General features: G+C 69.5%; 22 protein-coding genes. 3 read left to right on the top strand and 19 right to left on the bottom strand.

Annotation, left to right across the window (positions count from 1 at the left end):
* Nucleotides 1-111: 111 nt before the first annotated feature.
* Nucleotides 112-999, bottom strand: coding sequence for a class A beta-lactamase (gene bla / locus STVA_RS22895; protein ID WP_123692437.1), 888 nt, complete (start codon nt 997-999; stop codon nt 112-114).
* Between the two features lie 53 nt (nt 1000-1052).
* A complete protein-coding gene (locus STVA_RS22900) occupies nt 1053-1754 on the bottom strand; it encodes a helix-turn-helix domain-containing protein (protein WP_338092717.1) in 702 nt (233 codons plus the stop codon).
* A gap of 423 nt (nt 1755-2177) precedes the next feature.
* On the opposite strand from STVA_RS22900, the gene STVA_RS22905 reads away from it, so the two are divergent.
* Nucleotides 2178-2570, top strand: a complete 393-nt coding sequence (locus STVA_RS22905) for a rhodanese-like domain-containing protein (RefSeq protein ID WP_123692441.1) — start codon at nt 2178-2180, stop codon at nt 2568-2570.
* On the opposite strand, the gene STVA_RS22910 is transcribed toward STVA_RS22905, so the two are convergent.
* From STVA_RS22910 to STVA_RS22990, 17 genes are all read right to left on the bottom strand, one after another.
* Nucleotides 2565-3788 (bottom strand): MFS transporter, encoded by a 1224-nt coding sequence (locus STVA_RS22910; protein ID WP_123692443.1) that lies wholly within the window; start codon nt 3786-3788, stop codon nt 2565-2567. The two genes, STVA_RS22905 and STVA_RS22910, sit on opposite strands and share 6 nt — an antisense overlap.
* A 57-nt stretch (nt 3789-3845) precedes the next feature.
* Nucleotides 3846-4592, bottom strand: a complete 747-nt coding sequence (locus STVA_RS22915; protein ID WP_123692445.1) for a glycerophosphodiester phosphodiesterase — start codon at nt 4590-4592, stop codon at nt 3846-3848.
* Between the two features lie 19 nt (nt 4593-4611).
* Nucleotides 4612-5553, bottom strand: a complete 942-nt coding sequence (locus STVA_RS22920) for an ABC transporter permease (protein ID WP_123692447.1) — start codon at nt 5551-5553, stop codon at nt 4612-4614.
* A gap of 3 nt (nt 5554-5556) precedes the next feature.
* Nucleotides 5557-6492: an ABC transporter permease gene (locus STVA_RS22925; RefSeq protein WP_123692449.1), complete on the bottom strand. Its 936-nt coding sequence runs from the start codon at nt 6490-6492 to the stop codon at nt 5557-5559.
* Between the two features lie 10 nt (nt 6493-6502).
* Nucleotides 6503-7510, bottom strand: coding sequence for an ABC transporter ATP-binding protein (locus STVA_RS22930; RefSeq protein WP_246782842.1), 1008 nt, complete (start codon nt 7508-7510; stop codon nt 6503-6505).
* A 17-nt stretch (nt 7511-7527) separates the two neighbouring features.
* Nucleotides 7528-8502, bottom strand: coding sequence for an ABC transporter ATP-binding protein (locus STVA_RS22935; protein WP_123692453.1), 975 nt, complete (start codon nt 8500-8502; stop codon nt 7528-7530).
* A gap of 7 nt (nt 8503-8509) precedes the next feature.
* Nucleotides 8510-10156, bottom strand: coding sequence for an ABC transporter substrate-binding protein (locus tag STVA_RS22940; protein WP_123692455.1), 1647 nt, complete (start codon nt 10154-10156; stop codon nt 8510-8512).
* A gap of 16 nt (nt 10157-10172) precedes the next feature.
* On the bottom strand, nt 10173-11822 hold the full coding sequence (locus STVA_RS22945; protein WP_123692931.1) for an ABC transporter substrate-binding protein: 1650 nt from the start codon (nt 11820-11822) through the stop codon (nt 10173-10175).
* Between the two features lie 42 nt (nt 11823-11864).
* Nucleotides 11865-13406 (bottom strand): phosphoric/sulfuric ester hydrolase PehA, encoded by a 1542-nt coding sequence (gene pehA, locus STVA_RS22950; RefSeq protein WP_123692457.1) that lies wholly within the window; start codon nt 13404-13406, stop codon nt 11865-11867.
* 198 nt (nt 13407-13604) lie between these two features.
* Nucleotides 13605-14432: a D-glutamate cyclase family protein gene (locus STVA_RS22955; RefSeq protein WP_197735715.1), complete on the bottom strand. Its 828-nt coding sequence runs from the start codon at nt 14430-14432 to the stop codon at nt 13605-13607.
* Between the two features lie 26 nt (nt 14433-14458).
* Nucleotides 14459-15442, bottom strand: a complete 984-nt coding sequence (locus STVA_RS22960) for a Bug family tripartite tricarboxylate transporter substrate binding protein (RefSeq protein ID WP_170216589.1) — start codon at nt 15440-15442, stop codon at nt 14459-14461.
* A 31-nt stretch (nt 15443-15473) separates the two neighbouring features.
* Nucleotides 15474-16988: a tripartite tricarboxylate transporter permease gene (locus STVA_RS22965; RefSeq protein ID WP_123692461.1), complete on the bottom strand. Its 1515-nt coding sequence runs from the start codon at nt 16986-16988 to the stop codon at nt 15474-15476.
* Complete coding sequence (locus STVA_RS22970) at nt 16976-17425, bottom strand: tripartite tricarboxylate transporter TctB family protein (RefSeq protein WP_123692463.1); 450 nt, start codon at nt 17423-17425, stop codon at nt 16976-16978. The genes STVA_RS22965 and STVA_RS22970 overlap by 13 nt, the downstream gene beginning before the upstream one ends.
* 161 nt (nt 17426-17586) lie before the next feature.
* On the bottom strand, nt 17587-19212 hold the full coding sequence (locus STVA_RS22975; RefSeq protein ID WP_179955416.1) for an ABC transporter ATP-binding protein: 1626 nt from the start codon (nt 19210-19212) through the stop codon (nt 17587-17589).
* Nucleotides 19212-20057 (bottom strand): ABC transporter permease, encoded by an 846-nt coding sequence (locus STVA_RS22980; RefSeq protein ID WP_197735716.1) that lies wholly within the window; start codon nt 20055-20057, stop codon nt 19212-19214. The genes STVA_RS22975 and STVA_RS22980 overlap by 1 nt, the downstream gene beginning before the upstream one ends.
* Before the next feature lie 5 nt (nt 20058-20062).
* Complete coding sequence (locus STVA_RS22985) at nt 20063-21040, bottom strand: ABC transporter permease (RefSeq protein WP_197735717.1); 978 nt, start codon at nt 21038-21040, stop codon at nt 20063-20065.
* 55 nt (nt 21041-21095) lie between these two features.
* Nucleotides 21096-22694, bottom strand: coding sequence for an ABC transporter substrate-binding protein (locus tag STVA_RS22990; protein ID WP_197735718.1), 1599 nt, complete (start codon nt 22692-22694; stop codon nt 21096-21098).
* A gap of 135 nt (nt 22695-22829) precedes the next feature.
* Between STVA_RS22990 and STVA_RS22995 the strand changes: the two genes are divergently transcribed.
* Nucleotides 22830-24293: a M81 family metallopeptidase gene (locus tag STVA_RS22995; RefSeq protein WP_123692467.1), complete on the top strand. Its 1464-nt coding sequence runs from the start codon at nt 22830-22832 to the stop codon at nt 24291-24293.
* A gap of 73 nt (nt 24294-24366) precedes the next feature.
* On the top strand, nt 24367-24852 hold the full coding sequence (locus STVA_RS23000; RefSeq protein WP_123692941.1) for a pyridoxamine 5'-phosphate oxidase family protein: 486 nt from the start codon (nt 24367-24369) through the stop codon (nt 24850-24852).
* The last annotated feature ends 117 nt before the right edge of the window (nt 24853-24969 follow it).

Genomic DNA, 24969 nt, shown 5'->3' on the forward strand with positions numbered 1-24969 from the left:
GGGACCCGGGTGTGGCGCGATCCCGGCTCGATCGACTGCCAGGCTACGGTGCAGCATAGGGCGGGCGCCAACGAGACGAGGATCGACGTCACCTACAACATCCCGAAGGCGTCACGGCACCGCCGAGATCACCCGCGCCACCTGCTCGAACAGCGCGTTGCGGCGTTCCGCCGACGCGGTTACTTCCGCGCAATAGACCGCAATCACGAGCGGGCTGCGGTCCGGCCGCCAGACGACGCCGATGTCGGCGGCAGTACCGTTCCCCCCGGTGCCGGTCTTGTCACCCACGCGCCAGCCGTCGGGGAACCCGGCGCGGAGGCGGCGATCGCCGGTGCGGTTGGCCACCATCCAGGTGATGAGCTGGGCGCGCGACGGCTCCGACAGCGCCGGCCCGAGGGTGAGCCGGGCCAGGTTGTCGACCATCGCCGCCGGGCTGGTCGTGTCGCGCGGGTCGCCGGTGGCCGCCTCGTTGAGGGCAGTCTCCATCCGGTCGAGACGGGTGACGGTGTCGCCCAGCCCGCGGGCATAGGTGGTGACGGCGGCCGGCCCGCCGAAACTGTTCAGCATTAGATTGCCGGCGGTGTTGTCGCTGAGCGTCATCGCCGCCTCGCATACCTCGCCCATCGTCATGCCCTCGCCGCCGGCCCGCGGGCCGGTTGCGGGCGAATAGTCGACGACGTCGGAGGAGCCGAAGAGGATGCGCCGGTCAAGCCGCTCCTCGTTGCGGTCGACGCGCTCCAGCACCATTGCCGCCGCCAGCAACTTGAAGGTGCTGCACATCGCGAACCGCTCGTTCGCCCGGTGCTCGGTCCGCTGGCCACTGCCGGTATCGAGGACGGAAACACCGAGCCGCCCGCCATGGCGGGCCTCCAGCTCGATCAGGCGCGCCTGCGTGGCGTCGCCGACCGCCGCCTGCGAGCGCCTCGCCGTCAATGCCATACCGGCACCCGCGAGCATCGAGCCGACCAGCGCCGCGCGGCGCGTCAACAAGGCAGACATTCCCCAGATCTCCGCGACAAGCCGCCCCGGCAGATGGGGACGGCGAGGCCCCTCTATTCGACCGAGTCCGCGGCGACTTTATGGCGGCCCGGGGTCGGCGGCGGGGCTGCGTCGGGCAGGCGGAAGCGCGCGCGATAGGCCCGCGGCCCGATGCCGAGCCGGCCGCTGAAATGGTGGCGCAGGGTGGCCGCCGCGCCGAAGCCGCATTCGGTCGCGACCTGCTCCACCGACAGGCCGGTTTCCTCCAGCAGCGTGCGGGCATGGGCCAGCCGCTCGGCCACCAGCCAGTCGCCCGGCGTCATCCCCGTCGCCTCGGCGAAGCGGCGCAGGAAGGTGCGCTCGCTCATCCCCGCCTCGACCGCAAGCTGCGGCACCGACAGCGGCTGGGCCAAGCGGCGGCGCAGGGCATCGAGCAGGCCCGCCAGACGCTGCCCCTCATGCCGCGGCACCGGCCGCTCGACATACTGGGCCTGGCCGCCCTCGCGGTGCGGCGGCAGGACGAGCCGGCGGGCCACCTGATTGGCCGCGCGGGACCCGTGGTCGCGGCGGACGATATGGACGCAGAGGTCGATGCCGGCGGCACTGCCGGCCGCCGTCAGCAGGTCGCCCTCGTCGACATAGAGGACGTCCGGCTCGATGCGGATGGCCGGATGCAGTTCGGCCAGGACCGGCAGGTAGCGCCAGTGCGTGGTCGCCCGCCGGCCGTCGAGCAGCCCCGTCGCCGCCAGCACGAAGACGCCGGAACAGAGCGACACCAGCCGGGCGCCGTTCGCATGGGCCGCGCGCAGGGCATCGACGAGGGCGGCGGCGGCCGTTCGCGGGCACCGCGCCAGCCTGGGACGATGACCGTGCCGGCCTGGGCCAGCGGCTCCAGCCCGCAATCGGCTTCGACCCGGATGCCGCCGACGGCGCGGATCGGCCCGGGTTCCGCCGCGCAAACCTGGAAGCGATACCAGCCATCGCCCATCTCGGGCCGCGGCAGGCCGAACACCTCGACTGCGATGCCGAACTCGAAGGTGCAGAGGCCGTCATAGGCGACGACCGCGACATTGGGGTTGGCGGATGGCTTTGGCGACATGTTTGCGATAATCGGCGATCCTGCCAGTTTCCGGCAAGGGCGATCGGCGGCATCTTCCGCTTCAGGGCCGACGGATGGCCCCGCAGCGGAGGAACGAGACATGAGCGTGGTATCGGAAACGGCGGCGGCATCGGCCGCGGACGCGGTTGCCCATTTCAGCCGCAAGCTGTCGGTCGAGACCGACTGCTGGGACGTCCATGCGTCGATGCGGGACGGCGCGGCGGATTTCGTGCTGCTGGACGTGCGCACGGCGGCCCTCTACGCGGCCAGCCATGTGCCGGGTGCCACCAACCTGCCCCATCGCGAGATCGACCAGGCCCGCATGGCCGCATGGCCGGCCGAGACGCTGTTCGTCGTCTATTGCGCGGGGCCCCACTGCAACGGCGCGGACAAAGCGGCCTTGCGCCTGGCCCGCCTTGGCCGGCCGGTCAAGATCATGATCGGCGGGATGACCGGGTGGGTGGATGACGGTCTGAAGCTCGATCGCCTATGACGGCTGCCCGCGGCTGCGGCGGCGCGCCAGCAGCAGGGCCAGGATCGCGGTCGCGGGCAAGGTCGCGAAGATGAGGAAGACGATGTCGTAGCGCCCGGTCACCTCCACCAGGATGGAGAAGGCGGCCGGGCCGGCGGCATAGCCGATGAAGGTGAAGAAGCTCGAGGCCGAGGTCGTCTCACCCACCTTGCCTGCCGGCGCGATGCGCGCGACCTCTGCCAGGTAGACGCCGTTCCAGCTCACCGCCGAGATGCCGGTCAGGGCGGCCGCCGCCAGGATCGTCCACCAGGCCAGCGTGGGCGACAGGCTGGCGGTCAGCACCAGCGCGCCGCAGCCGGTCGCCGCCAGCAGCATCAGCGTGCCGATCGCCGAGGTGCGGTCGGCCAGCCAGCCAGCCGAGATGCGGCCGACCGCGCCCGCCATCTGCAGGAAGCCGTAGGCGGTGCCCGCCGCCGTCACCGCGAAGCCGAGGTCGGCCGTGAAATAGGGCACGTAGAACGAGAAGAGACTGCCCTGGGCGCAGGCCAGGCAGAAGCCGGCATAGGTCAGGAGCGCCATGTTGCGCACCTGGCGGACGGTCCGGTAGGGCTGCACGAAGTTGGCGGGGTTGAAGATGTGGCCATAGGGCAGCCGGCGCAGGCCGGCATCCGAGCGTCCTGCGTCGAACCGGCCGCGCAGCGGTTGGATCGACAGCACGATCGCCAGGGCGAGGCCAGCCGACAGCGCCAAGGCCCAGCGCCAATCGAGCGCGACCGCCACCACGGGGATGACGAAGCCGCCGATCGCCTGGCCCACCGGCACGCCCGACTGCTTCAGCGAGAAGGCCAGCCCCCGCCGCTCCGATGGGGTATGGCGGGCCAGGATGTCGCTGCTGGCCGGCGGCACCGGCCCATAGCCCAGGCCGAAAAAGATGGCCGATGCCAGCACCGCCGGCCAGGTGCCGACGGTGACGAGCAGCATCGACACGGCCGCCAGCGACAGCCCGACCTGGAGCAGGCGCAAGGGGCCGAACTGCCCAAGCAGCGGCCCGCAGCTCATCAGGTACCACATGCTGGCTACGGTCGAGAGCGCAGAGACATAGCCGATGCGCTCGACCGGGACGCCGGCCGCGGCCGTGATCATTGGCGCGCATACGGCGATCGCGCTCGACAGGAACGAGATCGAGACCTGGATCGAGAAGGTGGCGCCGAGCGCGCCCACCCAGCTGTTCTGGGACATGGGTACCCGTGGCCGGCCCCGTAGGCCGGGGCCGGTCGAGTGGAAGGGGCCTATTCCCTAGCGCAACGAATCGCGGATCGCCAGCGCCCGGTCGGGCCGGTCGGTGGTGAAGACGTCGACCTCCAGCGCGAACATGCGGCGGATGTCCTCCTCCTCGTTCACGGCGAAGCCGCCGATGCCGAGCCCGGCGTCGCGCGCGGCCTTTACCACGTCGGCCGTCAGCATGGTGCGATGGACCGACAGGGCCGGCACGCCATGCAGCCTGGCGGTGGCAATCGCGCCGGCGATGCCGACATCGGTCATCACATAGTTCGACAGGATCCAGATCGTGCCCTTGGGATCGACATGGCGGCGCAGTGCCACCAGCGTCTCGACCTGGAAGCTGGTGACCGTCGTGTCGGCCAGCGCGCCCTCGGCCTTCAGCACGGCCGCCACCATGGCCGGCGTCTGCGGGTACGGGCGGCGGTCGTGATCCGGCTTGATCTCCAGCCGCAGCTTGACCGGCGTGCCGCGGAAGATGCCGACGACATCCTCCAGCGCCAGCATGCGCTCGCCGTCCGTGCCCTTCAGCGTGATCTGCTGCAGCTCGGCCCAGCTCTTCGCGCCGATCGGGCCGGTGCCGTCCGACGTGCGTTCCAGGACCGGGTCGTGGAACACCGCCAGGCGGCCGTCGGTCGTCGGGTGCACGTCGAACTCGACCTGCTCGACCGCCAGCTTCGCGGTGTTGCGAAAGGCGGTCGGGCTGTTCTCGGGCCATACCAGCGCGCCGCCGCGGTGCGACGCGATCTCGGTCTTGATGGTCATGTCGGTCCTGGTGCCAGCTTCACTTGAGGGTGGGGTCGAGGCGGTCACGCAGCCAGTCGCCGACGATGCTGATCGACAGCGTCGTCAGGATGATGACGATGCTGGGGGCCAGCATGATCCAGGGCGCCCGCGTGATGTATTCGCGCCCGTAGCCGACCATGTTGCCGAGCGAGGTGAGCGGCGGCTGCACGCCCAGGCCCAGGAACGACAGGCCGGATTCGAGCAGGATCGTCTCGGGGAAGGCCAGCGTCATGCTGACGATCAGGGTGGACGCGATGTTGGGCAGGATGTGGCGGCCATAGATGCGCCAGGCGGGCGCCCCCAGTTGCCGCACCGCGCCGGCATAGCCCTGCTCGTTGGCGGAGATCGCTAGCCCGCGCGAGATGCGGGCGTAGCGCTCCCAGCCATGGAAGCCCATCAGGCAGATGAAGAGGATGAGCGAGTTGCCGAAGAAGGCCAGCACGGCGAGCGCGATGATGAGGAAGGGCATCGACGCCTGGAAGTCGATCATCATCAGCACGATGTCCTCGACCCAGCCGCGGAAATGCGCGGCCAGGATGCCGAGGAAGGTGCCGAGTGCTGCCGCGATCAGGGTGCCGAAGAAGGCGATCAGCAGGCTCATGCGGATGGAGTAGAGAAGCCGCGACAGCACGTCCCGGCCCAGCTCGTCGGTGCCCAGCAGGTGGCGCACGTCGCCGCCCCACATCACCGGCGGCGACAGGCGGGCGCGCAGGTCCATCGCGGTATAGGCGTAGCCGGCCAGCAGTTCGACGAAGGTGGCGATGACCAGCATGGCCACGATCCAGCCCAGCGCCAGCAGCACCGAGGGCGGCCATGCCTCGAAGAAGCGCGCCACGCGGCCGCGCGGCGCCCGCTTGGCGGACACCTCAGCCGGCGCCTGGTTGCGTTCGCGGGTGACGGCGTCTTCGTCCGGCCCGCGGTTGTCGGTCACGATCGCCATGGCTCACCCCGCTCCGGCGACGCGGCGCGTACGCAGCCGCGGATCGATCCAACCATAGAGCATGTCCACGGTCAGGTTGGCACACACCATCGTGGCGGCGACGAACAGCAGGATCGTCTGCACCACCGCCAGGTCACGGTTGGCGACCGCGATGACCAGCAGCCGCCCGACGCCGGGCCAACTGAAGACGCTTTCCACCACCACCGCGCCCGCCACCAGGCTGCCGACCATGAAGCCGACGATGGTGACGGTCGGGATGGCGGCATTTGGCAGCGCGTGGTCGATGATGACGCGTCGCCAGGGCAGGCCCTTGGCGGATGCCGTGCGGATGTAGGGCTGGCCCAGCACCTCCAGCATGGCGCTGCGGGTGAACCGGGCCAGCACGGCCGCACCAGCCGTGCCCAGCGTGATGACCGGCAGGATGCCGTGGACCCAGCTATCCTGGCCACCGGACGGCAGCCAGCCGAGATTGACCGAGAACAGCAGCACCAGCAGCAGGCCCAGCACGAAGCTCGGCACCGTGAAGCCCGCGACCGAGAACAGCATGGTCAGGCGGTCGGCCAGCTTGTTGCGGTGGAGCGCGGCATAGATGCCGGCCGGGATGCCGATGCCGATCTTGAGGATGAGGGCCGGGATGGTGAGCGCCAGGGTGGCGGGCACGCGCTCCAGCACCAGTTCCAGGGCCGGGCGGCCGTCGCGCATGGAGCGGCCGAGGTTGCCCTCGGCGATGGCCGCGAAATAGTGGAAGTACTGTTCCCAGACCGGGCGGTCGAGGCCCCAGGACTTGCGGAACGCCTCGATCGCCTCGGGCGGGGCGTCCGGCGACAGGATCAGCAGGGCCGGGTCGCCCGACAGGCGAAGGATGATGAAAGCGAAGGTGACGACGAAGCAGATGGTGAGCAGCGCCCGCACCAGCCGGGTCGAGAGATAGCGGAGCATGGGCGCTCTCCTATGCCGCAATCCGAGGCGAATCCGCCTCGCCATGGGCGACGTGGCAGGCGACGAGGCGGCCGTTGGGCAGCGGCTTCAGGACGGGCGTGTCGACCAGGCAGCGGGCGGTCGCCGCCGGGCAGCGCGGATGGAAGGCACAGCCGGCCGGGCGGTCGACCGGGTTCGGCGGATCCCCCTTGAGGATGAGGCGCGGCCGGCGCCGGGCGGCCGCCGCCACCGGGATGGCCGACACCAGGGCCTGGGTATAGGGGTGCGCCGGGTCGATCAGTAGCTGGTCGGGGTCGCCCTGCTCGACGATGCGGCCCAGATACATGACCGCCACTTCGTGGCAGACCTGCCGCACGACCTTGAGGTCGTGGCTGATGAAGAGGAACGCGAGGTCGAACTTGGCCTGGAGGTCGAGCAGCAGGTTGATGACCTGCGCCTGGATCGACACGTCCAGGGCCGAGATCGGCTCGTCGCAGACCAGCAGCGACGGCTCCAGGATGAGGGCGCGCGCCAGCACGATGCGCTGGCGCTGCCCGCCCGACAGTTCGTGCGGGTAGCGGGCGAAGAAGGACGAGCCCAGGCCCACGGCATCCAGCAGCTCCAGCGCCCGGCTGCGCCGGTCGGCGCCGGCGCCGATGCCATGGATCTGCAGGGGCTCCATCACCTGGACGCCCACCGGGATGCGGCGGTCGAGCGCGCCCAGCGGGTCCTGGAAGACCATCTGCATGCGCCGGCGCATGCGCCGCCAGGCGGCGGTGCCCGGGGCCGGCACCGCCTCGCCCTCGAAGCGCACGGTGCCGCCGGTCGGCGTCAGCATGCCCAGCACGAGGCGCGCGGTGGTAGTCTTGCCGCAGCCGGATTCGCCGACCAGCCCCAGCGTGCGGCCGGGGCGGAGGTCGAAGGAGACGCCGTCGACGGCGTGCAGCGTGGCCGGCTTGCCAAACCAGCCGCCGGCGCGACGGACCTGGAAGCTGCGCGCGAGGTCGCGGACTTGGAGCAGCGGGGGGCCCTGGAGCAACGGAGAGGTTGGCTGGTTCATGCTGCCACCGCAGTCTGGACGCGGATACAGGCCGCGCGATGGTCGGTGCCGACATGCACGAGCGGCGGCACGCCGGCCGTGCAGGCGGCAATCGCCTGCGGGCAGCGCGGCGCGAAGGCGCAGCCGGGCGGCAGGCGCGACGGTTCCGGCACGGTGCCGGGAATGGCGACCAGCCGCCGGCGCGGCCCGTCGAGATCGGGCAGGGCCGCCAGCAGGCCGCTGGTATAGGGATGGCGCGGCGACGCGAACAGCTCGGCCGTCGGCGCCTCCTCGACGATGCGGCCGGCATACATGACGGCGATGCGGTCGCTGTTCTCGGCGACGACGCCGAGGTCGTGGCTAATCAGCACCATCGACATGCCGCCGTCGCGCCGCAGCTCGCGCAGCAGGTCGAGGATCTGCGCCTGGATGGTGGCGTCGAGCGCGGTCGTCGGCTCGTCGGCCACCAGCATGTCGGGCTCGCCCGCCAGGGCCATGGCGATCATGACGCGCTGGTTGGTGCCGCCCGAAAGCTGGTGAGGATAGTCGTCCAGCCGCCGCGCGGCATCGGCGATGCCGACCCGCTCCAGCAGGCGCTTGGACTCCGCCTTGGCCGCCGCCCCTTCCAGGCCGCGATGCAGCCGGAGCGCCTCGCCGATCTGGCGGCCGATGCGGTGCACCGGGTTCAGCGCGCTGGCGGGATCCTGGAAGATCATCGCCACGCGCCGCCCGCGCACCGCCTCCAGCACGGCTGGCGGGCCGCCCAGCAGCGACTGGCCGGCCAGTTGGACCGAGCCGCCGACATGGGCGCGCGGCCCCAGCAGGCCGAGGGCGGCCAGCCAAGTCACGCTCTTGCCGGAACCCGATTCCCCGACCAGCCCGATCGCCTGTCCCTTGCCGATGGTCAGGTCGACCCCGTGCAGGACGCGCACGACCCGGGTGCCGAGGTCGAAATCGACCGTCAGCCCCCGGATCGACACCAGCGTTTCCATGAAGGCTTCAGCCCCGCGTCAGCTTGAAGTTGCGGGCACGGAAGTCCATGGCGAAGGACGGCGCCGGCTTCCAGGCGATGTCCTTGCGCTTGGCGGTGAAGACGGCCGTCTGGTGCAGCACCGTGTAGGCCGGGTCTTCCCGCTCGCAGATCTCCAGCATGCGACGGAACATCTGCTTGCGCTTGGGCCGGTCGGTCGAGGTTTCCAGTTCGACCGAGAGCTTGTTCATCTCGTCGTTGGTCCACTCGCCGATCTGCTGCTGCTGGCCCTTGGGGCCATGCTGGTTGACGATGGACGAGACCGGGTCGTTGAAGGGCGCGCTGTTCGACCAGTCGCGCACGCCGCGCGGGCTGTTGCGGTCGAAGATCTGGCTCCAGTTTTCCTTCATCTGGATCTCGACGTTGATGCCGACGGCGCGCCACATCTCGCTCAGCACCTGGGCCGTCGAGTTCTGGCCCGCATAGTAGTTGTTCAGCACGCGGTACGGGATGACCCCGCCCTTGTAGCCGGCCTCGCGCAGCAGCTTCTTGGCCAGGTCCGGATTGTAGGCCGGCACCGACCAGTCGCCGTGGAACATGTCACCGTAGAATTCCCACTGCAGGCCCTTGGGCACGCGCGTGCGGCCTGCCCACAGCGCTTCGACGATGAGCTGCCGGTCGATGGCATGGCACATGGCCAGGCGCACGCGCGGGTCCTTCAGCTCCGGATGGGCCTTGTCGAAGCAGATGATGCGATGGTTGGTGATGAGGCCGCCGGCCACTTCGTAGCGCGGATTGCGCTCGATCTCGACGATCTGGTCGGGCGGGATGTCGCAGGCGAAGTCGTACTGGCCGGACAGCAGGCCGTTGATGCGGCTGGCGGCCTCGGGCACCACCACCAGGCGGATCTGCTTCACCGGCGGCCGGTCGCCCCAGTAGTCGTCGAAGGCGGTCAGGGTCAGCGAAGTGTCGGGCCGGAACTCGGTCACCTTGTAGGGACCGGTGCCGACGGGCGCACGCGCCCACTCGAGCCAGCTCTTCGCCTCGTTGAAGGCACGGCGCGAGATGATCTGCGAGCCACCGCGGGCAATGCGGCCCTCCAGCGTCACGTCTGGCACCTTGTTGACGAAGCGCACGGTGTACTTGTCGACCGCCTCGATGCGCTCCAGCGCCGGCCACAGGCGCTTGGCGACCGCGGGCACCTCGGGCGGCAGGTCCTTGGTGTCGCCGGGAACGACGCTGGTGAACAGCTTCTGCTCGGGCGCGCCGGCCTTGCCGAACATGCGCTCCGGGCCGAAGCTGAAGACCACGTCGTCGGCCGTCACCTCGTCGCCATTGTGGAACTTGGCGCCCTGGCGCAGCTTCAGCTCGACCGTGCGGTCGTCCAGCCGCTTCCATTCCGTGGCCAGGCCCGGAATCGATTCAAGATCCTTCTGCAGGTCCTGCTCGATCAGCGATTCGAAGATGCTGGTCATGATGCGGGTGCCTACGTTCGACTGCTCGCGCAGCGGCTCCAGCGTGTTGGCGTTGACGATCTGCTGGACGGCGACCGTGATCGACGGGCGATTGTCGGCCTGGGCGGCGGCGATGCGCGGCAGCAGGCCGGTGGCGCCGCCCGCCAGCGCGCCGGCGGCGACGCCGGCCTTGAGGACGGCGCGTCGGGTAAATCGGGTCATGTCGGGTCCCCTCCCCTTAGATCTTGTTCATCTTGAAATTATGCGAGCGGAAGTCCATCGCAAAGGATGGAGCGGCCTTCCACGCAATATCCTTGCGCTTGGCCGTGAAGATCGCCGTCTGGTGCAGCACCGTGTAGGCGGGATCGTCACGCTCGCAGATTTCCAGCATGCGGCGGAACATCTGCCGCCGCTTGGCGCGGTCGGTCGACGTCTCAAGCTCGACCGAGAGCTTGTTCATCTCGTCGTTTGACCACTCGCCGATCTGCTGCTGCTGGCCCTTGGGTCCATGCTGGTTGACCAGCGAGGACAGCGGATCGTTGTAGAGGGCGCTGTTCGACCAGTCGCGCACGCCGCGCGGCGAGCCACGGTCGAAGACCTGGGAGAAGTTCTCCTTCATCTGGATTTCGACGTTGAGGCCGACCTGGCGCCACATCTCGGTCAGGATCTGCCCGGTCGCGGTCTGGTTCGGGTAGTAGTTGTTCAGCAGGCGATAGGGGATGACGCCACCCTTGTAGCCCGCCTCGCGCAGCAGCTTCTTGGCCTCGGCCGGGTCGTAGGCCGGGACGTTCCAGTCGTCGATGAACATCTGGCCGTAGAATTCCCACTGCAGGCCCTTGGGCACCCGCGTCCGGCCGCCCCACAGCGAATCGACGATGAGCTGGCGGTCGATCGCATGGGTGAAGGCGCGGCGCACCCGCGGGTCGCGCAGTTCCGGGTGGTTCTTGTCGAAGCAGGTCAGGCGATGGTTGGTGACGAGCCCGCCCGAGACTTCGAAGCGCGGGTTCTTCGTCACCTCCGGCACCTGGTCGGGCGGGATGTCGGTGGCGAAGTCGTACTGGCCCGAGAAGAGGCCGTTGATGCGGCTGGCCACTTCCGGCACGACGACGAAGCGGAGCTGCTTGATCGGCGGGCGGCCGCCCCAGTACTCGTCGAACGCCTCCAGCGTCAGCGACACGTCGGGGCGGAACTCGACGATCCGGTAGGGACCCGTCCCGATGGGCTTGCGCGCCCATTCCAGCCAGTTCTTCGATTCCATGAAGGCGCGGCGCGAGATGATCTGCCCGGCCGCCCGGCCGATGCGGCCTTCCAGCGTCACGTCCGGCTGCTTGTTGACGAAGCGGACCGTGTACTTGTCGACCGCCTCGACGCGGTCCAGCGACGGCCAGAAGCGGCGGGCGACCGCCATCACTTCCGGCGGCAGGTCCTTGGTATCGCCGGCGACGACGCCGGTGAACAGCTTCTGGTCGGCCGCCGCCCCCGGCTTGCCGAACATCCGCTCCGGCCCGAAGGTGAAGGCCACGTCCTCGGCCGTCATCTCGTCGCCATTGTGGAACTTCACGCCGCGGCGCAGCGTCAGCTCGACCGTGCGGTCGTCGATCCGCCGCCACTCCGTCGCCAAACCCGGAATATCCTCCAAGTTGCGCTGGAGGTCCTGCTCGATCAGCGATTCCAGGAAGCAGGGCGTGATGCGATAGCCGACGTTCGACTGCTCGCGCAGCGGCTCCAGCGTGTTGGAATTCACCACCTGCTGGACCGCCACCGTGATCGACGGCCGCGTGTCCGCCTGGGCGAAGGCCATCCGACCGACCGCCAATTGACCGCCGGCGGCAAGCGCGCCGCCGGCAACGCCTGCTTTCAGCAGGCCGCGACGAGTGAACCCGGTCATCGTCATCTCTCCCTGTTCTGCTGTCCTTGGGTCTTCCGCCGCTCAGCCGTGAGGCCGCTTCTCGAGCCCCTTGGGCGTGGCGCGGTAGTGGGTCAGCGTCCGCTCGGCATAACGCATGCGCCAGTTCAGCATCTTGCGCGCGTACTCGCCCATGCGGACGGCGTACTCCGGATCCTCCGCCCGGTTCTCGAACTGGCCGGGATCGCGCTTCAGGTCGAAGAAGAGCGGCGGCAGCGCCGGGAAGTGGACGTACTTGTAGTCATGGTCCTGCACGACCGAGAGCGAGCACTCGTCCATGTGCAGGCCGAGCGCGGTTTCCGGCTGCGAGTAGAAGATGTCGCGGAAATCGAACTCGTAGTGGACCTCGGTGCGCCAGTCGGCCGGGCGACCGGAATGGGCGAAGGGCAGCAGGCTGCGGCCGTCGCACTGGCGCGGGATCGGCGCCCCCAGCCATTCCATGATGGTGGGGAAGGTGTCGATCGTCTCGCTGAAGTCGTCGACGATGGTGCCGCGCGTGCCGTCCGCCTCGGGCGATGGGTCGCGCAGGATCATCGGGATGCGGAAGCTCTCGTCGAAATAGCCGATCTTGCCCAGCATGTGATGGTCGCCGAGCTGCTCGCCATGGTCGCAGGTGAAGATGATCAGCGTGTCATCCCACTGCCCGGTCTCCTCCAGGAAGGCGAAGACGCGGCCCAGATGCTCGTCCACCTCGCTCATCAGGCCGCGATAGGCGGCCCGCATCTGCCGCACCTCCGCGTCCGTCATGTCCTTGGCGAGGCCCTTGGCGTTCTGGAAGAAGCCACCCTTGGCGATGTGCTTGACGTAGAAATCGAGCAGCGGGTGCTGGGCGGCCTCGGCCTCGGGCGTGGCGGCGCGCACCGGGGATGGCATGTCGGCCGCGTCGTACATCGCATTGTAGGGTGCCGGCGCTATGAACTGCGGGTGCGGCCGGTAGTAGCCCAGATGGAGGAACCAGTTCCCGTCGCGCCGGCCCTTCAGGTAGGTGAGGCCGCGGTCGGTGAAGTAGGACGTGTCGCTGAACTCGGCCGGGATGCGCGACGGGCGGGCGGTCGGGCCGGGCACGGCGTCGTCGCCCTCGGGCATCCAGATGTCGGTGCGATTCTTCGGCGCCTCGAAGCCCTTGCCGGCGACCCAGCCGAAATAGCCGTCCATCGCCGGCTCGAAGGGGCCGACCGAGCGGAACCCGTCCATCAGGTCGCCCAAGATCTTGAAGCGCGGGTCGTCGGCCGTGGTGGTGCGTGGGTCGGGCGTCGTGGTGGTGTAACCCACCAGCGCCGGATCGTAGCCGGCACGCCGCAGGGCGCGGCCCAGCGTGTCGTGGCGATCATCCAGCGGGATAGTGTTCTGCACCGCCCGGTGGTTCATCTGATAGAGGCCGGTCAGCAGCGAGGCTCGCGCCGGGCCGCAGGGGGCGGTCTGGGTGAAGTGATTGCGGAAGGTCACCCCTTCTCGACACAGCCGATCCAGGTTCGGCGTGTGCAGGTTGTCCATTCCAAGGCATGCGAGATGATCGCCGCGCCACTGATCGACCACGATCAGCAGCACGTTCTTCGGTCGGCCCATTGGTAGTCGCCTCTTCCCAGCTACGGCGTGAGCGCCTCTTAACAGCGTCAGCCTACAGATTCTTGACGGATTTATGACAGTGAAATTTCGTTTGGCATGCTGCACTTTTTTTCAGCAGCAGCCGGCCGCACGCCCCTCGCGTCGAGGTGGGAAGACGAGCAATCCCAGCGTGCAGGCCGGCCAGTGCCGCAGAGCCGCTTAGGGCGCGCAGACCTTGTCGGATTCGAGATCCGAGATCAGCCCTTTGGAAGGTGCGGAGGTGATCATCAGGTCGATCCCCGAGACCTCGGCAACGGCCTGCGGGGTCATGCTACATGCCCAGAAAACAGGCACGACATCCTTGGGAATTTCCGGCACCGGGTCGCCCATCATCGGCCGCTGCAGGTCGCAGCCCAGGGCGGCGGGGTCGCCGATATGGATGGGTGCCCCGTGGTTGAAGGGGAATCGGCCGGTCAACTGCGTGGCGATCAGCGCCTCCTTGGGCGTCAGCCAGCGCATGGTGACGACCAGCGGCCCGTGGAACGGCCCGGCCGGCTCGGTCGGCACGTTGGTCTTCAAGACCCAGCGGTTGCGCTCCGTCTGCACGCCGGCCCGGCGCAGCGCCAGGTCGCAGGAAGTGTTGGAGCCGATGCAGAAGGCGACCGAATCGTCCTGCCACAGGTCGACGATGTCGGTGCGGTACCCCTCCAGCACGCCGTTGCGATAGACCGAGTAGCCGGGGCTGTCGGTGCGCAGGTCGGCACCGGGCGCGATCCGCCGCGGCTCGGGATCGCCCGGGTCGGTCACGTCCAGCACCGGGCAGGGCCGCTGGTTGCGCTGGCAGAACAGCATGAACTCGAACGCCAGCGACTTGGGCAGGACGACCAGCGCGCACTGCACGTGGCCCAGCGCCACGTTGCGGGTGGTGCGGAGCGTGAAGCGCCCCTCGCGCATCACCTGCCGCACCTCGCGCGGGGTCATGCGGCCATACTCCTCGATCGTCGGCTCGCGCTGCTGCGGCCGTTCGGCGACGGTGCTTGCGGACATGGCTTCCCCCTCGATGCGGAAGGCGATCAGTTGTCGATCTTCAGGCCCTGGCTGCGGATGATGCCGCCCCAGGTGTCGAACTCGTTCTTCACGAAGGCGCCGAGTTCGCCCGGGGTCGAGCCGACGCTCTCGGTGCTGAGGTCCTTGAGCCGGCGCTGGGTGTCCTCGTGGCGCAGGGCGGCGATGGCACTGGCATGCAGGCGCTCGACGATCGGCTGCGGCGTGGCGGCGGGCACGAAGAAGGCGGTCCAGGAGGTGACCGACAGGTCGAAGCCCTGCTCGGCCAGGGTCGGCACGTCGGGCAGGGCCGGCGACCGGCGGTCGGCCGCTACGCCCAGCACCTTCAGCTTGCCGGCCTGGGCCGGCGACAGGGCGGTCTGGATGTTCTCGACCATCACCGGCGGCTCGCCCGCCAGCACCGCGTTGCGCGCCGGGCCGGAGCCGTTGAAGGGCACGTGCACCATGTCGAGTCCCGCCAGCGTCCGCAGCCGCTCCATGCCGAGATGGCCGCCGGTGCCGTTGCCGGGCGAGGCGTAGTTGAACTTGCCGGGATTGGCCTTCACCAGCGCCACGAACTCCTTGGCGTTAGCGGCCTTCAGGCTGGGATGCGCGATCAGCACGCCGGCCGAGGTCGTCAGCAGGGTGACGGGTGCGAAGGCCGTCATCGTGTCGTAGGTGAGGTTCTTGTAGAGGTTGGGCGCCAGCGCGTGGGTAGACACGTTACTGATGAAGAGCGTGTAGCCGTCGGGCGCCGAGCGCGCGACGAAGGCGGCCGCCGTGGTGCCGCCGGCCGTGCCGCGATTGTCGACGACGACCCGCTGGCCGAGGTCGGCACTCATGCGCTCGGCGAAGATGCGCGCCAGCACGTCGGTGGTGCCGCCGGCCGGGAACGGCACGATCAGGGTGATCGGCTTCGTCGGATAGGCCTGGGCCAGGACCGCGCCGGCGGAGAGGACGGTGGCGGCAGCGGCGAGCAGGACGGCGCGACGGAGACGGGATACGGACGGCATGGGCGGCCCCTTCATGGATGGGTTGCTGGGATCACTCCTCGCGGAATGCGGTCTGTCGCAGCCCGCGCACGGCGGGCAGGATGGTGAGGATCAGCAGCAGCACGGCGATGGCCAGGATGGCGGCGCTGAGCGGCCGGGTGACGAAGACGGTGGGGTCGCCGCGGCCGATGAGCAGCGCCCGCCGCAGGCTCTCCTCCATCATCGGCCCCAGCACGAAGGCCAGCAGCAGCGGGGCCGGCTCGCAGCGCAGCTTCAGCAGGACATAGCCCATGAGCCCGAAGACCATGGTCAGCACCACGTCGAAGACGCTGTGGGCATAGCTGTAGGCGCCGATGGCGCAGAACAGCAGGACGGCCGGGAAGAGGATGCGGTAGGGCACCCGCGTCAGCCGGGCCCAGATGCCGACCAGCGGCAGGTTGATCACCACCAGGATCAGGTTGGCGACCCACATGCTGGCGATGATTCCCCAGAACAGCTCGGGCTGCTGGTCGATCACGGTCGGGCCGGGGGTGATGCCGTGGATCATCATCGCGCCCACCATCAGCGCCATGACGCCGTTCGACGGGATGCCCAGGGTCAGGAGCGGGATGAAGGAGGTCTGGGCGGCGGCGTTGTTGGCCGATTCCGGCGCCGCCACCCCTTCGATCGCGCCGTTGCCGAAGCGCGACGGGTCGCGCGCCAGCCGCTTCTCCAGCGTGTAGGCGGCGAACGAGCCGAGGATGGCACCGCCGCCCGGCAGGATGCCCAAGAGCGAGCCGACGCCGGTGCCGCGCAGCACGGCCGGCCAGGCCCGGCGGAAGTCGTCGCGCGTCGGCCACAGGCGGGTGATGGCGGCGGCCGGTGGCGCCCCGCCCTGCATGCGCTCCAGGTGGACGGCGATCTCGGCGATGCCGAAGACGCCCATGGCCAGCGGGATGAACCCGATGCCGTCGGCCAGCCCCTCCAGGCCGAAGGTCAGGCGCTGGGCGCCGCTGTTCACGTCGGTGCCGACGAAGCCCAGCATCAGGCCCAGCAGGATCATCAGCAGGGCCTTCAGCACCGAGCCTTGGGCCAGGACCACGGCCGCCACCAGGCCCAGCGCCATCAGCGCGAAATACTCGGCCGCCCCGAAGAGCTGCACCAGGTCGGTGAGCGGCGGGGCGAACAGCGCCACCAGCAGCGTGGCGATGCAGCCGGCGACGAACGAGCCCAGCGCGGCGGTTGCCAGGGCCGATCCCGACCGCCCCTGCCGCGTCATCGCGTGGCCGTCGAGGCAGGTGATGACCGAGGAGGATTCGCCCGGGATGTTCACCAGGATGGACGTGATCGAGCCGCCATACTGGGCGCCGTAATAGATGCCGGCCAGCATGATCAGCCCGCCGATCGGCGACAGGTGGAAGGTCACCGGCAGCAGCATGGCGATGGTGGTGGCCGGCCCCAGGCCCGGCAGCACGCCGATCAGCGTCCCCAGCAGGGCGCCCAGGAAGCAATAGAAGATGTTGCTGGCCGTCAGCGCGACGGACAGGCCGAGGCCGAGATGGGCGGCGATTTCCTCTAGGCCGGCCATAGCTGGATCGGCAGTTGCAGCAGGTGGACGAAGACGAGCGCGCTGAACAGGGCAGCCGCCAGCACCAGGGCCGCCGTCTCCAGCGGGCGCAGGGGCCGGCTGGCGAAGCGGGCGGCCACGATGAGCGCCGCCGTGGCGCCGACCAGGCCAACCGGGTCGATCAGCAGCGCGAAGGTGCCGAGCCCGGCCAGGATCGCCGCGATCGGCCGAACATCCCAGGCGACGGCGTCATCCGGGCCGGGCCGGGTCATCGCCGCGCGCGCCGCCAGGGCGGCCGACAGCAGCAGCAGCAGGGTCGCGACCACCGTCGGCATGTAGCCCGGCCCCATGCGCATCAGCGTCCCCGGCTCCAGCCCACGTGAGCCGGCCAGCCCGATCGCCCCGATGGTGGCGAACAAGCCGGCAGCCAGGATATCGGGACGGGCGGTATGCAGCATTCACCGGCCTTTCGGATACCGATGGTATACCAATCGTCCTGCGCGACCAGGACCAATCTTGCGATCGTCCCGGTTCTTCCGGCCTGAAACGGCGATTTGCCAACTGGGATCGGCGCTTCGGCCACACCGACCTTTCGGCCCGATTGTATACAGCGACGAATTCAAACGGCGTCGCCCCGCCAGCCGCGGCCCGGCACGGCATCGAGCAGCTCGCGGGTGTAAGGATGCCGGGGGTCGGCGAAGATCTCGGCCGTGGGCCCCGTCTCGACGATCTCGCCACGGCGCATGACGGCGATGCGGTCGCAGATCTGGGCGGCCACACGCAGGTCGTGGGTGATGAAGAGCATGGCCAGGTCGAAGCGGCGGCGGACGTCGGCCAGCAGTTCCAGCACCTGGGCCTGAACCGAGACGTCGAGCGCCGAGACCGGCTCGTCGGCGATCAGCAGCTTGGGCTCGACCGCGAGCGCGCGGGCGATGCCGATGCGCTGGCGCTGCCCGCCCGAGAATTCGTGCGGGTAACGGTCGATGCCGGCGGGGTCCAGCCCTACCAACCCCATCAGCTCGCGGGCGCGCGCCAGCCCCTCCGCCCGGGGCCGCCCCTGGGCCAGCAGCCCGTCGGCGATGATGGCGCCGACGCGCCGGCGCGGGTTGAGCGAGGCGTAGGGGTCCTGGAAGACCATCTGCACGTCGCGACGCAACGCCCGCAGCCGGTGCGGCGGGGCCGCCAGCAGGTCGGTGCCCTGGCACTGGACGCTGCCGCCATCGGCCGCCAGCAGCCGGATCAGCAGCCGGCCCAGGGTCGACTTGCCGGAGCCGGATTCGCCCACCACCCCCAGCGTCTCGCCCTGGGCGATGACGAGGTCGACCGCCTTCACCGCCTCCACCACGCGCCGGCGCACGAAGATGCCGCCGGCCGAGCGGTAGGTCTTGGTGATCCCGCGCGCGACCAGCGCCGGCAGGCCGCCCGCGCTCGCGACCGGCGCCCGCGGTTGGAGCCTCGGCACGGCCGCGATCAGGGCACGGGTATAGGCATGTTGCGGCCGGTCGAGGACGTCGGCCACGGCGCCGATCTCGACGATGCGGCCATGCTGCATCACGGCCACCCGGTCGGCGATCTCGGCCACCACGCCGAAATCATGGGTGATGAAGAGGACGCCCATGCCGCGGGCCGACTGCACCGCCTTGATCAGCGCCAGGATCTGCTTCTGCGTGGTGACGTCGAGTGCGGTCGTCGGCTCGTCGGCGATCAGCAGCGACGGCCCCAGCGCCAGGGCCATGGCGATCATCACCCGCTGCCGCTGCCCGCCCGACAGGCGAAACGGATAGGCCAGGCGAAGCTGCGCCGGATCGGGCAGGTTCACCTGCTCCATCAGCTCGACGACGCGGGCCCGGCGCTCGGCCTCGCCCAGCGCGGTGTGGACGCGCAGCACCTCGTCGATCTGCTCGCCGACGCGCATCAGCGGGTTCAGCGCCGTCATCGGCTCCTGGAAGATCATGCCGATGTCGCGGCCGCGCCGGGACCGCATCTCGTCCTCGCCCAGCCGCAGCAGGTCGGTGCCAGCCAGCTCTATGGTGCCGCCGACGGCGCGCACGCCGCGCGGCAGCAGCCCCATGATGGCCGAAGCCGTCAACGACTTGCCGGAGCCGGATTCGCCGACGATGCAGAGGATCTGGCCGGCCTCCAGGTCGAAGTCGATGCCATCGACCGCATGGACGCGGTCGCCGCCGGCGGGCAGTGCCAGCTTGAGCCCACGGACCTGGAGCAGCGGCGCGGATGGGGCTTCCATCACCGGCCCTCGCGCGACAGGCGGGGGTTGAGGGCATCGCTCAGCCCCTCGCCCACCAGATTGAGCGCCAGCACCGTCAGCAGGATCGCGAGCCCCGGAAAGAAGCTGCACCACCAGGCCAGCCGCACGACCGAGCGCGAGGCGCCGATCATGTAGCCCCAGCTCATCATGTTGGGATCGCCCAGGCCGAGGAAGCTGAGGGAGGATTCGACCAGGATGGCGGTGGCCACCATCAGCGATGCCGAGACGATGATGGGCGAGATGGCGTTGGGCAGGATCTCGACGAAGATGATATGGCGCGCCGAGCGGCCCAGCACGACGGAGGCCTGGACGAATTCCCGCGTACGCAGGGTCAGGAACTCGCCACGCACCAGGCGGGCGACGGCCGGCCAGCTCACCACGGCGATCGCCGTGACGATGGAGCCGATGCCGGGCGTGAAGATCGCCACCAGGACGACCGCGAAGACGAAGCTGGGGATGGTCTGGAAGAACTCCGTCAGGCGCATGATCAGGTCGTCGACCCAGCCGCCGAAATAGCCCGCGACGGCGCCCACGACGACGCCGACGCCGACCGCGGCCAGCGTCGCCACGAAGCCGATCAGCAGCGACACCCGCGCGCCATGGACGATGCCGGTCGCCACGTCGCGGCCCAGCGTGTCGGTGCCGAGCGGGTTCTCGGCCCCGAAGGGCGGCTGGAACGGGGCGCCCGCCATGTCCCAGGGGCTGCCGGGATAGACCATCGGCCCGAAGGCGGCGACGGCCAGGATCACCACCAGGACGGCCAGCCCGACGACCGCCCCCTTGTTGCGGCGGTAGCGCCGCCAGAATTCGCGCAAGGATGCCATGACGGTCAGGCCCCCAGCTCGATGCGCGGGTCGACCAGCGAATAGATCACGTCGGTCGCGAGGTTGACGGCGATCACCAGGGCGGACGTGACCAGGAACACCCCCAGCAGCACGTTGTAGTCGCGCTGCAACACGGCCTCGTAGGCGAGCCGGCCGATGCCGGGCCAGGCGAACACCGTCTCGACCACGATCGAGCCGCCCAGCAGGTAGCCCGCCTTCATGCCGGCGATGGTGACGACCGGCAGGATGGCGTTGCGCAGGACGTGGCGGCGGAGGATCGAGCCCTCGTCCACCCCCTTGGCCCGCGCGGTGCGCACGAAGTCGAGGTCGCGCACCTCCAGCATCGAGGCCCGCGTCATGCGGGCATAGACCGCCATGTGGAACAGCGTCAGCGTCAGGGCCGGCAGCACGAGGTGCCGGCCGACATCCGCCAGATAGGCAAACCCCGTCAGCTTCACGCCGACCGACGCCATGCCGAAGGCCGGCAGCCAGCCCAGCGTGACCGAGAACAGCAGCACCCCCATCAGCCCGACCCAGAAGAGCGGTGTCGCGTAGAAGAAGAGGGCGACGACGGTGATCGCCGAATCCGACCAGCGACCGGCCCGCCTGGCCGCCATCACCCCCAGCGTCACCCCGGCCACCAGCGACAGCACGAAGGCCGTGCCGGTCAGCAGCAGGGTCGGCGGCAGGCGCTCGGCCAGCAGATCGACCACCGGGCGCTGCTGGCGGTAGGAGAAGCCGAAATCGAAGGACAGGATGTTGGCGACGTAGGCCCAGAGCTGTTCCAGCAGCGGCCGGTCGAGCCCGAACTGGGCGCGGAGCTGCTGGAGGAAGAGCTCGTCGGAGGCACCCGCCTCCCCCGCCATGACGGCGGCGGGATCACCCGGTGCCAGCCGGATCAGCAGGAAGTTGAGGACCACGATCCCGACCAGGACGACGATACCCTTCAACACCCGCTGGGCGATGAATTCCAGACGCTCCAAGGCATGTTCTCCCGGACAGGGGGGCGACCGCCGGGACGGGCGGCCGCCCCGCCCGTCAACGCCGCATGAAGACGTCGGCGAAGCCGTCGCGGACGCCGATGGCCGAGGTCACGACATTGCCGAAGCGCTTGTCGATGAAGGTCGGGAAATCCAGCTCCAGGAGCCAGGCGACCGGCACGTCCTCCACCAGGATCTTCTGGATCTCGGTGTACATCTTCTGCGCCTCGGCCGGGTCGACCGCGACCGCCGCCTTGTCGAAGAGCTCGTCGATGCGCGGGTTGGAGTAGCCGTTGACGTTGCTGAACAGCACGCCCTTGCGGATGTTGCTGGAGACATAGAGGCGCGAGACGCCGAGCGCCGGGTGACCGAGCTGGCTCAGCACCTGCAGCGTCATGTCGTAGTCCCAGTTGCGCACCCGGTCGCCCCAGGTGGCCACGTCGGCGCTGCGCAGGTTCACCTGGACGCCGATCCGGCCCAGCGCCTGGCGGATGTACTCGCCGGCCCGGATATAGACGTCGCCATAGGGGAGCTGGTCCAGGGTGATGCGCGCCCGCACCCCGTCGGCGCCGCGCTTCAGCCCCATCTCGTCCAGCAGCGCCTCGGCCTTCTTGGGGTCGAAGGGGTATTTCGGCACGTTGGCGTCGTAGTGCGGGATGCTGGAATGGATCGGCCCGGTCGCCGGCTTGCCCAGGCCGAACCAGATCCGGTCGCGCAGGAAGTTGCGGTCGATGGCATGGTAGACCGCCTGGCGGAAGCGGCGGTCGTCGAAGGGTTTGTTGCGCAGGTTGAAGTCCAGCCAGACGATCTGGGCCAGGTATTCATAGCCCTTGGTCGTCATCTCCAGGTTGGGCAGCGCCTTCAGCCGCGGCACCTCGAAGGTCTCGATGTCGGCGAAGGCCGACAGGTGGGTCTGGCCGGTCTCCATGGCGACGACGCGGGCGCTGGCGTCGGGCAGCACGCGGTAATAGATCGCGTCGAGGTAGGGCTTGCCCTTCTGCCAGTAGTCGTCGTTGCGCACGAAATGAATGTGCGAGCCGCGCACCCATTCCTTCAGCTTGAAGGGGCCGGTGCCGATCGGCTTGTTGTTGGCGGGGTTGGTGCGGAAATCGGTGCCTTCGTAGATATGCTTGGGCACGATCGGTGCCGTGGAGGGCTCCCACGCCATGATGAAGGGGGCGAACGGCCCCTTCAGCTTGAACACGACGGTCAACGGATCGGGCGCGGTGATCTCCTCCGCGCGCTGGAAGATCGGGCGCGAGCGCGGGTGGACGGCCGTCAGGTAGGTCTTGGTGCTGAACACCACGTCGTCGGCCGTGAAGGGCGTGCCGTCATGCCACTTCACCCCTTCCTGCAGCTTGAAGGTGTAGGTCAGCCCGTCCGGCGACACCGTCCACGACTTGGCGAGGCCCGGCATCGGCTTCAGGTCGAAGTCGTAGCGCAGCAGGCTCTCGTAGATCTTGCCGCCGACGATGGCCGCCGGCGTCGTCTGGTTGATGCCCAGCATCAGGGTCGGCGGCTCGGGCGAGATGATGATGTTCATCGTGCCGCCGCGCGGCGGATCGGCCGGCGCCTGGGCCGCGGCCGGCGCTGCGGCCAGCATGCCGGCCGCCAGGGCACCGGCCAGCAAGGTCGCGATGGGGCGGACGAGCGACATGGGAAATCCTCCGGAATGGGCGCGCCAGGTGGCGTTCAGGCTGAGATATCAGTGGAGCGTAGATTGTATACCGATCAGAATGCAATATCGCTTGATCAGATGATTTGACCCCCAATCCCCGGTCGGGAGATTTCGATGCACAAACGGCTGGCCGTCGCCCGGATCTGGCTCGAGGTGAATTCCTTCTCGCCGCTGCCGAGCGTGCTTTCGGACTTCGAGAACAGCGAGTGGGCGCGCGGGCCGGCCGTGCTCGACCGCTTCCGCGGCACGCCGACGGAGCTGGGGGCGGTCGCCGCCTTCGCCGACGCCAACCCCGGCTGGCAGGTGGAGGTGCTGCGCTGTGCCGCCGCCCAGCCCGGCGGCCACATGGACGACGCACTATTCGACGCCTTCCTGGACGAACTGCGCGCCGACCTGGGGGCCGGGCCGTGGGACGCGGTCTACCTGTCGCTGCATGGCGCGCTGGCGACCGAGCGGCGCCGCACGCCCGACCTGGACGTGCTGCGGCTGGCGCGCGAGATGGCGGGAACCGTGCCGATCGGCGTCAGCTTCGACATGCACGCCAACATGGCGCCCGAGATCGCCCGGATCGCCGACGTCGCCGCCGGCTACAAGACCCTGCCGCACATTGACATGTTCGAGGTGGGGGCGAAGGTCCTGGACATGCTGGCGGCCACGGTCGAAGGGCGCATCCGCCCGACCGGCATCATCCTGCGCGCCGGCCGCATCATCCACAGCCACAACATGCGCACCGCCGACGGGCCGATGAAGGACCTGGAGGCGATCGCCCGCGACCTGACCCGGGGGCCGATCCTCGACGTGACGCCGTTCGGCGGCTTTCCCTGGGCCGACACGCCCAATACCGGCGCGTCGGTCATGGTCTATGCCGATGGCGACGCGGCGGCCGCGCGCGCCGCCGCCGAGACGATGGCAGACGCCATCCGCCGCAAGGCGCCCGAGTTCGCGGTCGTCCGCCCTGAGGCGGACGAGGGCCTGCGCCAGGCGCTGGCTTTGGGCGACGGGCCCGGGCCGGTGGCGGTGGTGGAGGCGTCGGACAACATCTATTCGGGCGGCATCGCCGACACGCCGGGCCTGCTGCGGGCGCTGCTGGACCTGGCGCCGGCGGTTCCCACCGTCTTCGCCTTCTTCTTCGATGCCGGCATGGTGGCCCGCGCCCACGCGGCGGGCGTGGGCGGGCGCGTCGCCGGCCATCTGGGCGGGCGCGTCACGGCCGATTTCGGACCGCCGGTCGCGATCGACGCCGAGGTGGTGCGCCTGACGGATGGGTCCTTCATCAACCACGGGCCGATGCTGCGCGGCGTCGAGACCCGCCTTGGCCGCACCGCGGTGCTGCGCATCGGCCAGGTCGACGTGATCGTGACCGAGCGGCGCGAGCCGGTGAACGACCTTGCCTACATGGAGCTGCACGGCATCGACATCGCCCGTACGCGCCTGCTCTGCATCAAGGCCAAGAACCACTTCCGCGCCGCCTACGGCCCGGTCTGCCGCGCCTTCATCGAGGTCGACACGCCGGGCCCGGCCGGCGTCGACCTGGCCCGCCTGCCGTTCCGCTTCGCCCCCGTCGAAGAGTACGCCTGACCGCACGGCCGGAACTGTCGCTGCCATGGCCGGTTCACTGAGGGACATCCCTCAAGTGGCCATGGAGCGACAGATGCCGACACCGCAGGAAATCGAAGGAAAATTCTGGAAGGCGCTGGGTTCGGACCGGACGATGATGCTGGGCGTCGACGGCGTCGAGGACGGCCATGCCCGGCCGATGACGGCCCAGTTCGAGGGCGACCGCGGCCCGATCTGGTTCTTCACCTCGCGCGACAACGGCGTCGTCCGGGCGCTACCCAAGGGCGACCGGGCGATCGCCACCTTCACGTCGAAGGGCCACGACCTGTTCGCGACGGTGCATGGCAGCCTTGCCGTCGACAACGACCGCGCGGTCATCGACCGGCTGTGGAACAAGTTCATCGCCGCCTGGTTCGAGGGCGGCAAGGACGACCCGAACCTGGTCCTGCTGCGCTTCGACGCCGAGCGGGCGGAGATCTGGCTCGATGCCTCGAACCTGCTGGCCGGCATCAAGATGCTGTTCGGCGTCGATCCGAAGAAGGACTACAAGGACAAGGTGGCGGAGGTCAGCCTGACCTGAATTGCGGGAGCGTCCGTGCGCCCTTCGACTGCTCGCTGCGCTGCGCGCTCAGGGTGAGGACGGTCTGCGCATAGACCGAGCTTCCTTATCCCGAGCGCGCAGTGAAGCGCAGCGGAA

This window comes from Stella humosa (assembly GCF_006738645.1).
GTDB lineage: Bacteria > Pseudomonadota > Alphaproteobacteria > ATCC43930 > Allostellaceae > Allostella > Allostella humosa.

Excerpts from the sequence above, each read along its gene's own strand:
- bla (WP_123692437.1), bottom strand. The coding sequence starts at position 999 with ATGTCTGCCTTGTTGACGCGCCGCGCGGCGCTGGTCGGCTCGATGCTC.
- STVA_RS22905 (WP_123692441.1), top strand. The coding sequence starts at position 2,178 with ATGAGCGTGGTATCGGAAACGGCGGCGGCATCGGCCGCGGACGCGGTT.
- STVA_RS22910 (WP_123692443.1), bottom strand. The coding sequence starts at position 3,788 with ATGTCCCAGAACAGCTGGGTGGGCGCGCTCGGCGCCACCTTCTCGATC.
- STVA_RS22915 (WP_123692445.1), bottom strand. The coding sequence starts at position 4,592 with ATGACCATCAAGACCGAGATCGCGTCGCACCGCGGCGGCGCGCTGGTA.
- STVA_RS22920 (WP_123692447.1), bottom strand. The coding sequence starts at position 5,553 with ATGGCGATCGTGACCGACAACCGCGGGCCGGACGAAGACGCCGTCACC.
- STVA_RS22925 (WP_123692449.1), bottom strand. The coding sequence starts at position 6,492 with ATGCTCCGCTATCTCTCGACCCGGCTGGTGCGGGCGCTGCTCACCATC.
- STVA_RS22935 (WP_123692453.1), bottom strand. The coding sequence starts at position 8,502 with ATGGAAACGCTGGTGTCGATCCGGGGGCTGACGGTCGATTTCGACCTC.
- STVA_RS22940 (WP_123692455.1), bottom strand. The coding sequence starts at position 10,156 with ATGACCCGATTTACCCGACGCGCCGTCCTCAAGGCCGGCGTCGCCGCC.
- STVA_RS22945 (WP_123692931.1), bottom strand. The coding sequence starts at position 11,822 with ATGACCGGGTTCACTCGTCGCGGCCTGCTGAAAGCAGGCGTTGCCGGC.
- pehA (WP_123692457.1), bottom strand. The coding sequence starts at position 13,406 with ATGGGCCGACCGAAGAACGTGCTGCTGATCGTGGTCGATCAGTGGCGC.
- STVA_RS22955 (WP_197735715.1), bottom strand. The coding sequence starts at position 14,432 with ATGTCCGCAAGCACCGTCGCCGAACGGCCGCAGCAGCGCGAGCCGACG.
- STVA_RS22960 (WP_170216589.1), bottom strand. The coding sequence starts at position 15,442 with ATGCCGTCCGTATCCCGTCTCCGTCGCGCCGTCCTGCTCGCCGCTGCC.
- STVA_RS22965 (WP_123692461.1), bottom strand. The coding sequence starts at position 16,988 with ATGGCCGGCCTAGAGGAAATCGCCGCCCATCTCGGCCTCGGCCTGTCC.
- STVA_RS22970 (WP_123692463.1), bottom strand. The coding sequence starts at position 17,425 with ATGCTGCATACCGCCCGTCCCGATATCCTGGCTGCCGGCTTGTTCGCC.
- STVA_RS22975 (WP_179955416.1), bottom strand. The coding sequence starts at position 19,212 with ATGGAAGCCCCATCCGCGCCGCTGCTCCAGGTCCGTGGGCTCAAGCTG.
- STVA_RS22980 (WP_197735716.1), bottom strand. The coding sequence starts at position 20,057 with ATGGCATCCTTGCGCGAATTCTGGCGGCGCTACCGCCGCAACAAGGGG.
- STVA_RS22990 (WP_197735718.1), bottom strand. The coding sequence starts at position 22,694 with ATGTCGCTCGTCCGCCCCATCGCGACCTTGCTGGCCGGTGCCCTGGCG.
- STVA_RS22995 (WP_123692467.1), top strand. The coding sequence starts at position 22,830 with ATGCACAAACGGCTGGCCGTCGCCCGGATCTGGCTCGAGGTGAATTCC.
- STVA_RS23000 (WP_123692941.1), top strand. The coding sequence starts at position 24,367 with ATGCCGACACCGCAGGAAATCGAAGGAAAATTCTGGAAGGCGCTGGGT.